14 protein-coding genes are annotated in these 13,038 nt (G+C 71.4%); 7 read left to right on the top strand and 7 right to left on the bottom strand.

What is annotated here, in order from left to right:
• Positions 1 to 97: 97 nt before the first annotated feature.
• From ABT106_RS27400 to ABT106_RS27390, 3 genes are read right to left on the bottom strand one after another with little or no spacing between them, the layout of a single operon-like run.
• Complete coding sequence (locus ABT106_RS27400; protein WP_351282424.1) at positions 98 to 850, bottom strand: SDR family NAD(P)-dependent oxidoreductase; 753 nt, start codon at positions 848 to 850, stop codon at positions 98 to 100.
• Positions 847 to 1,833 carry a 3-oxoacyl-ACP synthase III family protein gene (locus ABT106_RS27395; RefSeq protein ID WP_267727166.1) on the bottom strand — a complete coding sequence of 329 codons (987 nt, stop codon included), beginning with the start codon at positions 1,831 to 1,833 and terminating at the stop codon, positions 847 to 849. The genes ABT106_RS27400 and ABT106_RS27395 overlap by 4 nt, the downstream gene beginning before the upstream one ends.
• A gap of 11 nt (positions 1,834 to 1,844) precedes the next feature.
• Entirely contained in the window at positions 1,845 to 2,099 is a 255-nt protein-coding gene (locus ABT106_RS27390; protein WP_030390264.1) for a hypothetical protein, read from the bottom strand.
• Positions 2,100 to 2,303: 204 nt separating this feature from the next.
• On the opposite strand from ABT106_RS27390, the gene ABT106_RS27385 reads away from it, so the two are divergent.
• The 6 genes from ABT106_RS27385 (at position 2,304) to ABT106_RS27360 (ending at position 8,376) form a co-directional block, all read left to right on the top strand.
• Positions 2,304 to 3,197, top strand: coding sequence for a class I SAM-dependent methyltransferase (locus tag ABT106_RS27385; RefSeq protein ID WP_351282421.1), 894 nt, complete (start codon positions 2,304 to 2,306; stop codon positions 3,195 to 3,197).
• A 10-nt stretch (positions 3,198 to 3,207) separates the two neighbouring features.
• Positions 3,208 to 4,770 carry a flavin-containing monooxygenase gene (locus ABT106_RS27380; protein WP_351282418.1) on the top strand — a complete coding sequence of 521 codons (1,563 nt, stop codon included), beginning with the start codon at positions 3,208 to 3,210 and terminating at the stop codon, positions 4,768 to 4,770.
• Between the two features lie 13 nt (positions 4,771 to 4,783).
• Entirely contained in the window at positions 4,784 to 6,310 is a 1,527-nt protein-coding gene (locus ABT106_RS27375; protein ID WP_351282415.1) for an FAD-binding protein, read from the top strand.
• A gap of 112 nt (positions 6,311 to 6,422) precedes the next feature.
• Positions 6,423 to 6,896: an SRPBCC family protein gene (locus tag ABT106_RS27370; RefSeq protein WP_351282412.1), complete on the top strand. Its 474-nt coding sequence runs from the start codon at positions 6,423 to 6,425 to the stop codon at positions 6,894 to 6,896.
• Complete coding sequence (locus ABT106_RS27365) at positions 6,893 to 7,729, top strand: alpha/beta fold hydrolase (protein ID WP_351282410.1); 837 nt, start codon at positions 6,893 to 6,895, stop codon at positions 7,727 to 7,729. Before ABT106_RS27370 ends, ABT106_RS27365 begins: the two co-directional genes overlap by 4 nt.
• Entirely contained in the window at positions 7,726 to 8,376 is a 651-nt protein-coding gene (locus tag ABT106_RS27360; RefSeq protein ID WP_351282407.1) for a 4'-phosphopantetheinyl transferase family protein, read from the top strand. The genes ABT106_RS27365 and ABT106_RS27360 overlap by 4 nt, the downstream gene beginning before the upstream one ends.
• A gap of 77 nt (positions 8,377 to 8,453) precedes the next feature.
• On the opposite strand, the gene ABT106_RS27355 is transcribed toward ABT106_RS27360, so the two are convergent.
• The 4 genes from ABT106_RS27355 to ABT106_RS27340 all read right to left on the bottom strand — a co-directional run bounded on the left by ABT106_RS27355 (position 8,454) and on the right by ABT106_RS27340 (position 11,688).
• Complete coding sequence (locus tag ABT106_RS27355) at positions 8,454 to 9,452, bottom strand: AraC family transcriptional regulator (RefSeq protein WP_351282405.1); 999 nt, start codon at positions 9,450 to 9,452, stop codon at positions 8,454 to 8,456.
• A 152-nt stretch (positions 9,453 to 9,604) separates the two neighbouring features.
• Positions 9,605 to 10,096 carry an anthrone oxygenase family protein gene (locus ABT106_RS27350; protein ID WP_351282403.1) on the bottom strand — a complete coding sequence of 164 codons (492 nt, stop codon included), beginning with the start codon at positions 10,094 to 10,096 and terminating at the stop codon, positions 9,605 to 9,607.
• On the bottom strand, positions 10,093 to 10,728 hold the full coding sequence (locus ABT106_RS27345) for a hemerythrin domain-containing protein (RefSeq protein ID WP_351282401.1): 636 nt from the start codon (positions 10,726 to 10,728) through the stop codon (positions 10,093 to 10,095). Before ABT106_RS27345 ends, ABT106_RS27350 begins: the two co-directional genes overlap by 4 nt.
• Before the next feature lie 141 nt (positions 10,729 to 10,869).
• Entirely contained in the window at positions 10,870 to 11,688 is an 819-nt protein-coding gene (locus tag ABT106_RS27340; RefSeq protein ID WP_351282398.1) for an NAD(P)H-binding protein, read from the bottom strand.
• A gap of 309 nt (positions 11,689 to 11,997) precedes the next feature.
• On the opposite strand from ABT106_RS27340, the gene ABT106_RS27335 reads away from it, so the two are divergent.
• On the top strand, positions 11,998 to 13,038 hold a 1,041-nt coding region (locus ABT106_RS27335), incomplete at its 3' end, for an AMP-binding protein (RefSeq protein WP_351282396.1).

Below are 13,038 nucleotides of genomic sequence, written 5' to 3'. Positions count from 1 at the left end.
CGCCGGTGTCCCGCCGGGCGGGCCGGGCGGGCGGGGGCGTGGGGCGGCCCCGGCCTCCCTGGGGGGTGGGGGGCCGGGGCCGGTGGTGCGGCGGGGGTCAGGTGATGGAGACGCCGCTGTCGATGCTGATGACCTGGCCGGTCATGCAGTCCTGGTCGAGGAAGAGGCCGGCGCTGCGGGCGACTTCCTCGACGGTGACGAAGCGGGGGATGGGGGCCTTGTCCTCCATGCCCTCGATCACCCGGTCCGGGAGGGTGTTCGTCATGCCGGTGATCATGAAGCCGGGTGACAGGGCGTTCACCGTCACCCCGCGCCGGCCGCATTCCGCGGCGAGGGTGCGGGTGAAGCCGATGAGGCCCGCCTTGGACGCCGAGTAGGCGGTCTGGCCGGCGGTGGCGATGATGCCGGAGGGCGACACGATGTTGATCACCCGGCCCCAGCGCTGGCGCAGCATGTAGGGCACCGAGACGCGGGCGGTGTGGAACGAGCCGATGAGGTTGGTCTGGATGACCTGGGCCCAGTCGGCGGGGTTCTGCATCGCCATGAGGCTGTCCTTGCGGATGGCCCCGTTGTTGACGAGGACGTCCACCGGGCCGAGTTCGGCGGAGATCTGCTCGTAGAGGGCCTGGGTGGCCTCCCACGAGCCGACGTCGCCGGTGACCAGCACCGAGGGGTTGGACAGTTTCTCCCGGACGGCCTCGGCGGCCTCCTTGGAGCTGTTGTAGTGGACGGCGACCCGGCAGCCCAGCGCGTCCAGTTCCAGGGCCAGGGCCTGGCCGAGGCCGCCCGAGGCGCCGGTGACCAGGGCCACCGGGGCGTCCGGGCGCCGGCCCGTGCTCTTCTTGCTCATGCGGCGACACCGCCCCATTCCATCAGGATCGAACCCCAGGTCATGCCGGCTCCGAAGCCGGCCAGCAGGACCTTGTCGCCGGCCTTGATGCGGCCCTCTTCGAGGGCCTCGGTCAGCGCGATGGGGATCGACGCCGAGGCCGTGTTGCCGTACTTCTGGAGGTTGGTGATCAGAGCCTCCTGCCGCAGCCCGGTGTGCGAGAGGATCGAGTTGATGATCCGGATGTTCGCCTGGTGGGGTACGACGTGGTCGATGTCGGCCGCGTCGACCTTGGCGCTCTCCAGCGTCTCGCGGACGGTGCGCACGGTGTAGCGGACGGCGTTGAGGTAGATCTCATTGCCGTTGATCTGCGCGTAGTGCAGGCCCGCGTCCAGGGTCTCCTGGGTGGTGGGCATCCGGCTGCCGCCGGCGAGGACCTTCAGGGAGCCGGTGCAGGCGCCGTCGGCGCCCAGGTTCCACGCCTTGACGCGGTTCTCGGGGCCGGGCTGCAGGACGACCGCGCCCGCGCCGTCGCCGACGAGGATCGACAGGTCCCGGTCGGCCGGGTTGGCCGTCAGGGTGTGGGTGTCGGAGCCGATGAGCAGGATCGGGCGGGGGTCGATGGCGATGAGGGCCATCGCGGACACCAGCCCGTAGACGAATCCCGCGCACTCGGAGTTGACGTCGTGCGCGCTCCCGGAGATGCCCAGTTCGTGGTGGACGAACGCGGACGTCGCCGGGGACGGCTGCTCGGGAGTGGCGGTCGCCACGATGAGGTGGGCGATGTCGGCGCCGGTCAGGCCCGCTTTGTCCAGCGCGCGCCGGCCGGCCTCGACGGCCAGGGAGGCGGTGGTCTGCCCCGGGTTGACCGCCCGCCGCTCGCGGATGCCGCAGCGGCTGACGACCCAGTGCTCGTCGACGCCGAAACGCGTCGCGAGCTCGGCACTGGTGACGACGCGTTCGGGTACGGACATGCCCCACCCGGTGATGTCGAAGCCGGTCACGTCACCCCTCGCTACGCCTGAGCCGGGACGAGGTCGACGATCTTCGCGTACACGTCGCGCAGGGTCGTCGTGTCGTCGAGGTCGGCGAAGAGGGACTCGTCGGCCGGGATGTGCGGGTACTGGTTCTGGAATCCGTACAGCCACTCCATCAGGTCAAGCGAGTCGACGTCCGCGATGTGCTGGAGCGGGGCGTCGGGGCTGACCTCCGCGGCACCCGAAACGGCCTCGAGCTGGCTCGCCAGTTCTTCGATGGTGGGCAGCGACATGGGGTCGGTCCTCTCTCGGCAATGCAACTCGGCAGTGCGTGTCTGGTTTCGATAGCGATGAAATATCCGCCCCCGCAAGGAAGGCGCAACACGGCCTGCTGTCTTGAATGCGGCCCGTCTTGCGCGGGCCTTGCGGGGCATCGGGTTTCCTCGGACGCGAATTAGGAAATACGGCCCGCCGGACACGCAGGAAAGAGGATCAGGATGACAACGGTCGCCCCCAAGTCGGTGGACCCCGAGGTCGATGCGATCAGGCACCACTACGAGGTCAGCAACGATTTCTACCGGCTCCTGCTGGGCCCCTCGATGATGTACTCCGGCGGTTACTGGGAGGCCGGCGAGGACCTCAACGCCGCGCTCGACGAGGCTCAGTACCGCAAGCTCGACAAGTTCGCCGAGCTCGCAGGCGTCAGCCCGGCCACCGGGCGTGTCCTGGACATCGGCTGCGGCTGGGGCACGATGCTCCACCGTCTGACCACCGTGCACGGTGCGGGGCAGGCCGTGGGCCTGACCCTGTCGCGGACCCAGGAGGCGTTCATCGCCGGCCTGGACAACCCGCGGATCACCACGCTGGTGCAGAGCTGGGCGGACTACAAGGTCGCCGACGACAGCGAGAAGTACGACGCGGCGTTCTGCATCAACGCGCTGGAGCACTTCGTGTCCTCCAACCTGCCGCCGAAGGAGCGCACCAAGCGCTACCGGTTCTTCTTCCAGCAGGTCGCCAACGCCCTCAACCCGGGTGCGAAGTTCGTGCTGCACACGATGACGGCCGAGGCGCTGCCGATGACGCGGGCGCTGCTGGACGACCTGAAGTTCCTGCAGCGTTCGGAGTTCGAGGGCTGCCACATCCCGCACCTGAGCGAGCTGAGCGCGGCGGCGGAGGGCCTCTTCGAGATCGACGAGGTCGTCAACGAGCGCGAGTCGTTCGCGATGGCGTGCCGGGCGTGGCTGGTGCTGCTGGCCGAGCGCCGGGACGAGGCCGTGGCCCTGGAGGGCGAGGAGGTCGTCTCGCGGTTCGAGCGCTACCTGGACATCTTCGCGTACACGCTCGAGGACAAGTTCTTCAACAACTTCCGCGTCACCATCACGCGCCGCTAAGGAGCCAGACGTGACGAGCATTCTCGAGCCGGCCAAGGACGGCGGGGCACGTACGGGCACCGAGCCGGCTCCCGGCGGCCGCGGCCCGACCCGGCACCTGCGGGTCGCGGTCATCGGCACCGGGTTCTCGGGCCTGGGCACCGCCATCCGGCTGCTGCAGTCGGGCATCGACGACTTCCTGGTGTTCGAGCGGGCCGACGAGGTCGGCGGCACCTGGCGCGACAACAGCTATCCGGGTTGTGCGTGCGACGTCATGTCCCACCTCTACTCGTTCTCCTTCGCCCGCAACCCGGAGTGGAAGTCGACGTTCGCCTCGCGCGATGAGCTGTACGCCTATCTGCGGGACACCGCCGACCGCTTCGGGGTGCGCCCGCACATCCGGTTCGGTCACGAGCTGGAGGCCGCCCGCTGGGACGAGGGCGAGCGGCACTGGATCATCGAGACCTCCCAGGGCCGCTACACGGCCCAGTTCCTGGTCACCGGGACCGGATACCTCAGTGAGGCGGCGGTTCCGGACATCAAGGGGCTGGACGGCTTCGAGGGCACGGTGTTCCACTCCTCGAACTGGGACCACGACCACGATCTGGCCGGCCGGCGCGTCGCCGTCATCGGTACGGGTGCCTCGGCGATCCAGTTCGTGCCGAAGATCCAGCCCGAGGTCGGGCAGCTGGACCTCTACCAGCGCACTCCCCCGTGGATCGGGCCCAAGCCCGACAAGGCCAACAGCGAGCTGCACACCAGGATGCTCCGTTCGCTGCCCGGCTACCAGCGGTTCCGGCGGGGCTTCAACCAGTGGGGCCGGGAGGTCCTGGCGTTCTTCTGGAAGCGGCCCAAGCTCGCCGAGAAGGTCCAGAAGATGGCGAGCGACCATCTGAAGAAGTCGGTGCCGGACGAGGCGCTGCGGGCCAGGCTGACGCCCGACTACCTGGTGGCGTGCAAGCGGCTGCTGTTCTCCAACACCTGGTATCCGGCGATCCAGCAGCCCAACGTGGAGATCGTCAGCGAGGGCATCGCGGAGGTCCGCGCGAAGTCGATCGTCGGGTCGGACGGTGTGGAGCGCGAGGTCGACACGATCATCCTGGGGACGGGCTTCCTGGCCACCGACCGGCCTGTGGCCCGCCGGATCTGGGGGCGGGAAGGGGTGCGGCTGCGCGACGCGTGGAAGGACGGCATGTCCGCGCACCGGGGGACCACGATCGCCGGTTTCCCCAACCTGTTCATGCTGCTGGGCCCGAACACGGCGCTGGGTCACTCCTCGCAGACCGTGATGATCGAGGCGCAGGTCCAGTACGTCGTGGACTCGCTGAAGCAGGCCGAGAAGCGGGGCCTGGCCAGCATCGAGGTGCGCCGGGAGGCGCAGGACGCCTACAACCGCAAGCTCGACGGGCATCTGGAGGGCACGGTCTGGATGTCGGGCGGCTGCAAGAGCTGGTACCTCGACGCGAACGGCCGCAACACGTCGATCTTCCCGACGTACACCTGGCGCTTCCGCCGCGGCACCAAGCGCCTGGACCTGAGCGAGTACCAGCTCGCTTCCCGGGTGCGCAGCACCAAGCCGGTACCTCACCAGTAGGAGACGCACGCAGATGAGCAGCACCCCTAGAACCGACGTCGGCGCGAGCGCCGAGCCCTCCCGCCGCCGGGTCCTCGGCGGTATGGCGGCGACGGCCGTGGCCGTCGTCGGCTGGAACGTGGTGGACCAGACGTGGGCGACCGCCGCGGAGGCGGCGGGCAACCCCAACGTGGTTCCGGTGCCGGGCCTGACCGGCACCCTGGAGACGACGCCGGCGACGGTGGACGCCTTCGCCAACGACTTCGGTCACCTCTTCGACGGTGCGCCGAGCAAGCCGTGGGCGGTGCTGCGCCCCGGTGGTGTCGAGGACATCGTGACGATCGTCAACTACGCCCGGGCCAACGGCATCAAGGTCGCCGTCAACGGTCAGGGCGGTACGGGTGACGACATCGAGTCGCACTCGGTGTACGGGCAGGCGCGGGTGCCGGGCGGCATCTCCATCGATGCCAAGGGCATGTCGCGGATCGTGTCCATCGGCGGTGACCACGCGGTGGTCGAGGCCGGGGTGACGTGGGGTCAGCTGACGGACGCCACGCTGCAGGTGGGCAAGACCCCGCCGGCGCTGCCCGACTACCTGTACATCTCGGTGGGCGGGACGATCAGCATCGGCGGGATCGGCGGGACCGTGCAGCGCTACGGTCTGCTGTGCGACACGGTGCAGTCGATCGACATCGTGACGGGTGACGGCAGGCTGGTGACGGCGACGGCGTCGGTGCGTGCGGACCTGTTCAACGCGGCGCTGTCGGGCGGCGGTCAGGTCGGGATCATCGTGCGGGCCAAGGTGAAGCTGATTCCGGCGCCGCAGCGGGCCGTCATCTTCAGCCTGTACTACAACACGGTGGAGCAGTACCTGATCGACTCCGAGCGGGTGCTGGCCGACGGCCGGTTCGAGGTCCACGCGGGTGAGATGCAGCGGACTCCGGACAACTCGGGCTGGCGGTACAAGCTGGAGGTCGGGGCGACGTACAACACGACGCCGCCGAACCGGACGCGGCTGCTGTGCGACCTGAAGGACGTGCGGTCGGAGGCGGTCATCGAGGACGTGACGTACCGGGCCTACATGTTCCGGCTCGACGCGTACGAGGCGTACCTGAAGGAGGGCGGCCACTGGTACACGCCCAAGCCGTGGCTGAGCATGTTCCTGCCGGCGTCGAAGACGAAGGCGTTCATGAAGCGGGTGGAGCAGGAGCTGGACGCGAGTTCGCTGGGCGGCGGGTTCCTGCTGTTCTACCCGTTCTTCTCCTCGAAGATCAAGCGGCCGCTGGCGGTGATGCCGAACGAGTCGGTGGTCTACCTGTTCGACCTGCTGCGGTTCCCGAACCCGGGTGAGCCCAACATCCAGGGCATGATCGACCAGAACCGGCGGCTGTACGACATCGCGGTGGGTCTGGGCGCGAAGCGCTACCTGGTGGGTTCGATCCCGATGTCGGGTGCGGACTGGAAGAAGCACTTCGGCACCCGGTGGAGCGGGTTCGTCAACGCCAAGCGGAAGTACGACCCGAACAGCATGTTCACGCCGGGCCAGGGTTTCTTCGCCTGACGGCGGCGGGCGGCGCCTGAGGGCGCCGTGTGGTCCCGGCGGCGGGGGCGGGGTGAGGCATCCCCGTCCCCGCCGCCTCCTTTTTTGTCCCGTACCGAGTGGAGGCCTGGAGATGACGACGTACGACCTGATCGACGAGGCGGTGATCGACGCCCCGGCGGATGACGTCTGGGCGGCGCTCGTCGCGGAGTTCCGCGGCGCGAAGCAGTGGTGGGTGCCGCACAACACGTTCACGTCGGTGTCCGGTGCCCCGGACGCGGTGGGCGGCGAGGTCGGTGTGACGGTGCACACCAAGGGGTCCGACAAGGGGGGTCTGAAGCTGCGCTTCACCTCGCGGACGGTGGCGGTGGAGCCGGGCCGGCGTCTGGACATCGAGTACGTGTCGGGTGTCTTCCGCGGTCCGAGCAGTTTCGTGCTGGATCCGCTTCCGGGCGGCCGGACGCGGATCGCGATGCACTTCACGGGCCGTGCCCACGGCTGGCTGAAGGTGCTGGCGAAGGTCGCGGACCTGGGCGCGGAGCATTCCAAGGGCACGCTGGCGGCGTTCGAGTCGCTGAACCGGCAGTTGTCGGGGGTGCCGCGGTGAGTACGGCTTCGGAGGTCACGCACGAGGTGACGGTCCGTACGGACGACGGTGCGGAGCTGGCGGTGACGGTCCTGGCGCCGCTGGCGGGGGCGGTGGCGGCCGGTGACGTGGTGCTGGTGCACGGCTGGGCGCATTCGCGCCGGGCCTGGGGGACGGTCGCGGACCGGCTGATCCGGGCCGGGCACCGGGTGGTGCTGTACGACCAGCGCGGCCACGGTGCCTCGACGCTGGGCCGTACGCCGGTGTCGGTGGAGCGGCTGGGCGCGGATCTGGCGTCGGTGCTGGGCGAGACGGGTGCGCGGGAGGCGGTGGTCGTGGGGCATTCGGGCGGCGGGTTCGCCGCCCTGGCGTACGCGGCGACGTCGCCGTCGGCGGGCCGGCTGCGCGGGCTGGTGCTGCTGGGGACGGCGGCGCACGGTCAGGACACGCCGGAGAGCGAGGTGAAGATGATGGGCAGCCCGCTGTTCTCGTGGGCGCTGCGCCGGCGGTGGCTGGGCGGGAAGCTGCTGGGGTCCACGATGGGCAAGGGCGTGGATCCGGTGGTGCGGGAGGTGAACCGGCAGCTGTTCGCGGCGACCGTGCCGCGGGTGCGGGCGGACTTCTTCCGCTGTACGCGGGGCTGGGACGTGCGCGAGGCGCTGAAGTCGGTGGGTGTCGCGGCGGTGGTGCTGCACGGTGAGGGCGACAAGGTGATCGGTGTCGAGCTGGCCGAGGCGCTGGCGCGGGTGCTGCCGGGCGCGCGGTTCGAGCGGGTTCCCGGTGCGGGGCACATGCTGCCGCTGGAGCGTCCGCTGGTGGCGGTCGCGGCGGTGGCGGAGCTCGCCTCGCGATGATCGAGGAACTCCTCCCCCCGGGCGTCACGTCGTCGGAGGCTTTCGACGACGCGGCGCCCGCTGTGCTGTTCGCGGCGGAGGCGGCCGTGATGGAGGGCCGCCGGGAGGGCCGGCGGCGGCAGTTCGCGACGGCGCGGGCGTGTGCCCGGCGGTGTCTGGCGCAGCTGCGGCGCCGTCCGGTGGCGATGCTGCCGGGGGCGGGCGGTGCGCCCGGCTGGCCGGCGGGGGTGGTGGGCAGCATCACGCACTGCGAGGGCTACCGGGCGGCGGTGGCGGCGCCGGCGTCGGTGGCGGCGGCGGTGGGCATCGACGCGGAGCCGGCGGGGCCGCTGCCGGCCGGGGTGCTGGGGCTGATCGCGTCGCAGGCGGAGCGGGCGCATCTGGCGGCGCTGGCCGCGGCGGATCCCTCGCTGCCGTGGGAGCGGGTGTTCTTCTCCGCGAAGGAGGCCGCGTACAAGGCGTGGTATCCGGCGACGGGGATCTGGCTGGGGTTCCGTGACGCCTCGCTGGCCCTGTCCCCCGCGGGCACGTTCGCGGTCACGATGCGGCCGCCGGTGGCGTCGCCGGTGGACCCGGTGTACGAGGGCCGCTGGCGGGCGGGCGGGGGGCTGGTGCTGACGGCGGTGGTCCGCCCGCCGGGCCGGTGACCCGCGCGGGGGCCGGGGCCGGTGGACGGCGACGGCCCCGGGCGCGGGGGCGGACCCGGGGGGCGGGGCGGGCGGGTTCAGGGGGTGGGCAGGACGACGGTGCGGGGGGTGCGGGGGGCTTCCTGCGGGGTGTCGGGGCCGGTGCCGGTGCGGAACTCCTGGGGGCTGACGCCGCGGACGCGTTTGAAGGCGGTGGAGAGGGCGAAGGCGGAGCTGTAGCCGACGCGCCGGGCGACGGTGGCGACGGTGGCGTCGGGTTCGCGCAGCAGGTCGGCGGCGAGGGCGAGGCGCCAGCCGGTGAGGTAGGCGACCGGGGGTTCGCCGACGATGTCGGTGAAGCGGCGGGCCATGGAGGCGCGGGAGACGCCGACTTTCAGGGCGAGTTCGGCGACGGTCCAGCCGTGGGCGGGGTTCTCGTGGAGGAGGCGCAGGGCGGGGCCGACGACGGGGTCGCCCTGGGCGCGGTACCAGGAGGGGGCGCCGCTGGCGGGGGCGGCGAGCCAGGTCCGCAGGACGCCGATGAGGAGCAGGTCCAGGAGGCGGTCCAGGACGATCTCCTGGCCGGGTTCGTCTTTGGAGATCTCCGAGGTGAGCAGGGTGACCAGGGTGTTGTCGGCGGCTTCGGCGGGGCGTACCAGCAGGGAGGGTAGGGCGCTGAGGAGGCGGCGGCCGATCTCGCTGGGTGCCTGGTAGGTGCCGCTGAGCATGACGGCGGAGCCGGCGTCCTGGAAGGTGTCGCCCCAGGTGCGGACGCCCAGTGCCATGGTGTCGGTGACGTCCTGGCCTTCCTCGGTGCTGCAGCGCTGTTCGGGGCCCACGGTGATCTGGACGGGGGTGGTGGGGGTGTCGGCGACGGTGTAGGGGGCGGGGCCGCGTACGACGGCGACGTCTCCGGGGCGGATGGGGACGGGGTCGCCGTGGTCGGGGATGAGCCAGGCGTCGCCGTGGACCATGGTGACCACCGAGAGCGGGGCCCGGTCTTCGACGCGCAGGGACCAGGGCGGGTTGAAGACGGATTTGAGGAGGAAGGCGCCCCGGGCTTTGGGGCCTTCGAGGAGGCCGGTCAGCGTGTCCATGCGTACATCCTCTCCAGGAACACGGCGAAGCGCCCGCTCTCCCGCGGGGGACGGAGAATAGAGAGCGGGCGCCGTTCACGGGGGTGGTGCGGGTGGTGCCGGGTGGCCGGGGCGGCGTGGGGGGCGCCGGTGTGCGGCCGGGGCGGGGCCGGTTACGCCGATCCGCGGCCGTGGAGGGTCAGGGCCCGGCCGAGTGCGGCCAGGGCCGCGGTGCAGGCGGCGGTGCGGATGAGGTTGCCGGCCGTCCAGCGTCCGCCGAAGCGGGTGCGGGCGGCGGTGGCGTCGGCGCCGGCCCGGGCGAGCTGGTGGTTGAGGGGGATGTTGACGGCGGCGGTCACGGCCAGGGAGAGGCCGTAGAGGGCGAACGCGGCCCAGCCCCAGCGGGCGGCGTCGGGGCGGCCGCCGCGCTGCTGCTGGACGGCGGCGAGGCCGGTGGCGAGGAACGCGCCGAGGAACAGCAGGCCGAACAGGCCGTTGTCGATGGCTTCGTTGATGTTGCGCATGGCGGTGACGTAGGTGTGGTCGTCGCCGCGGCCCAGGCCCGGCATCACGGAGATGTCGAAGGCGAAGTAGAGACCCGCCATCAGGCCGGTGCCGACCGTGGCCGCCACCAGGGTGACGGACTGGGTGGTCGTGGCTGTCACTTGGTGAGTCCCTTCAGGGTGCGCTCGTAGCGCCGGGCCAGCAGTGTCGCGCCGATGAGGCGGACGGGCGGCGGGATGGTGGCGCTGACGTGCGCGACGGACCGGCGCGGTGCGCCGTCGAACATCCAGGGCTGCAGGTGGGTCATCACGCGCATCGGGGCGCTGGCGACGACTTTGCGTTCCTCGGCGAGGTAGGCGTGTTCGCCGAGGCGTTCGAAGACGGGGAAGATGATCCGTTCTTCGTCGCGGAGGTGGTCGCGGAGCACCGACTCGAAGGTGTGGGAGGCGCGGACCAGGCCGTCGCCGCGGCGGGCGATGGCGGTGGAGACGGCGTCCATGGCGGCGTCGAGTTCCTCGTGGTCCTCGTGGAGTTCGCGGGCCTGGGCGTCGAAGTCGGGGTCCTTGCGGCGCAGTCCCGGCCACAGGACGTCGTCCTCGCTGGTGTGGTGCCACTCGATGGTCTCGCGCAGGCGCTGCCACCAGGGGGTGCCCGCCGTGTTCCACTGGGGGGCGGCGGTGCGCAGCCGGGCCGCGTCGCGCCGCATCGCGATGTGCATGAGGGCGAAGCCGTGGAAGTACGGTGGGAGTGTTTCCAGGCCGTGTTCGCTGGAGAACGACTTGGGTGCGGGCATGGCAGCCTCCTGCCGGTCGGTCGTGCGCGGTGCGCGTGTGCGTCCCCCGGGGTGTCCGAGCACCGGGCGGCGGCCGTACCAGAGTCGCCGCCCGGTCAGGGAGTGACGGGGGTGCTGCCGGCGGTGCCGGCGGTGTGGTGGTCAGACGTTCCAGACTCCCGCGGCGGCCGCGTCGCGGGCGAAGTCGGCGAAGTCCTTGGGCTTGCGGCCCAGGGCCTCTTCCACGCCGTGGACCAGGTGCGCGTTGCGGCCGTCGAGGATCATGGTGAACAGGTCGGCGAACTCCTCGGGGAGGTCGTTCTCGCGCAGGACGGCGCGGTACTCCTCATTGGTGACGGAGATGTACTTGATGTCGCGGCCGGTGGCCTTGGACAGTTCGGCGGCGACATCGGTGTAGCTGAGGAGGCGGGGGCCGGACAGTTCGTAGGTCTTGCCGATGTGCTTGTCGTCGGTGAGGGAGGCGACGACGACGTCGGCGATGTCGTCGGCGTCGACGAAGGCCTCCACGGCGTCCCCGGTGGGCAGGGCGATCTCGCCGGCGAGGACGGGCTCGAGGAAGAAGCTCTCGGAGAAGTTCTGGTTGAACCAGCTGGAGCGGACGATGGTCCAGTCGGCGCCGGACGCCTTCAGGTTGTCCTCGCTGACCTCGGCGGCCTCCTCGCCGCGGCCCGAGAGCAGGACCAGGCGGCGGGCGCCCTTGGCGACGGCGGCCTGGGAGAACGCGCCGACCTGCTCGGCGGCGCCGGGGAAGGCGAGGTCGGGGTAGTAGGTGACGTAGACGCGGTCGACGCCTTCGAGTGCGGCGTCCCAGGTGGCGGGCTCGTGCCAGTCGAAGGCGGGCTCGCCGGTGCGGGAGCCGATACGGACCTGGCGGCCCTGGGCGGTGAGCTTCTCGGCGACGCGGCGGCCGGTCTTGCCGTGACCGCCGATAACGAGGGTGATCTGCGTGTTCTGAGTCATGAGTACAGTCAAGTCCAGTCTCGTGAGACGGGCCATAGCCACAAAGCTCAGTTCCATGTGCGTGCGTCTACGAGTGGTCTCTCGGAGCGCGACGGGGAGAGTGTGGCTTCGGCATGAGCCAGGGAATCGTAGGCATGCCCCGCGGGGTCGGGCCATAGCCTTCCGAGTCGTCCTCGACTCTTCGTGGAGCGGCCTTCGAGCGGGTCTTGAGCGGGTGCCGAGCGGTCCTGTACGGCGAGACTTGAGCGGTTCTCCGGCGGGGCGCGGCACGATCGGCGCCGGAGTACCGATCCTCTCGCTGGAGGCCGTATGAACGCCACTCCGGACCATCCGGAGCTCGACCAGTTGTCTGCCGACCTGGCCGGTCTGCTCGGAGGGATCGGGCTCGACCCGGCCGACGGGTGGCCGGTGCGCCGGCACCGCATCGACATCCGCTTCGCGGCTTCGGCCGCGCGTCATCCGGGCCGGGTCGCCGCCCGGGACGCGGAGGGACAGGCGACCTATCTGGAACTGGAGTGGCTCGCGGACGACATCGCGCGGCGGCTGTCGGGGCGCAGTGGTCCGGGCGGGGCGGTCGCGGTGCGGGTGCTGCGCTCGTGTGAGGCGGCGGCGGCCGTGGTGGGGGTGCTGCGGGCGGGTGCGGCGGTGCTGCCGCTGGAGCCCGGGCACAACGCGGGCCTGCAGGAGTTCTTGATGCGTGACGCGGGGGCCGGGATGGTCGTCTCGGACAGCGGGCTGCTGCGGGATGAGATCCCGGTGGCCAAGGCGGGCCGGTTCGTCATCGCGGTACGGCCGCAGGCGGCGGTGCGCCGGGAGTTCGCGCCGCAGGCGGCGTTCCTGGCGCTCCCGCGGGGCGGCGCGGCGGGGCGGGCGGCGGCCGTGCGGCCGGTGACGCATCTGGACGTGCTGTCGTGGGTGGACGGCTGTGTGCCGGTGCTGGAGGTGGGGCCGCAGGACGTGTGGTCCTGCTTCCACTCGCTGAGCCTGGATCTGGGCATGCGGGAGATGTGGGGTCCGCTGCTGTCGGGCGGGTGCGCGGTGATGGTGGACCGGGACACGGCCGGTGACGCGGGCGGGTTCGCCCGGCTGCTGGCGGAGCAGCGGGTGACGGTGCTGACGCAGCTGCCGTCGGCGTTCGCGCGGCTGACGGCGGCGGGCCGGCCGGGGAGCCTGCCGGCGCTGCGGCACGTCCTGCTGGCGGACGAGCCGGTGGACGCGCGGGTGGTGGACGGCTGGCGGTCCGCGGGGATCGCCCCGCGGGGGGCGAGGACGTGTGGAACGACCTCTCCCGGAGCATCGCGAACTGGGTCTCCCGCTACGAGGAGTGACCGCCGGGTCAATCACTCCACC

The sequence above is a fragment of the Streptomyces sp. NPDC002044 genome (genome assembly GCF_040296725.1).
GTDB classification, from domain to species: Bacteria; Actinomycetota; Actinomycetes; order Streptomycetales; family Streptomycetaceae; genus Streptomyces; species Streptomyces antarcticus.
This window is presented reverse-complemented; position numbering and strand designations above follow the sequence as displayed.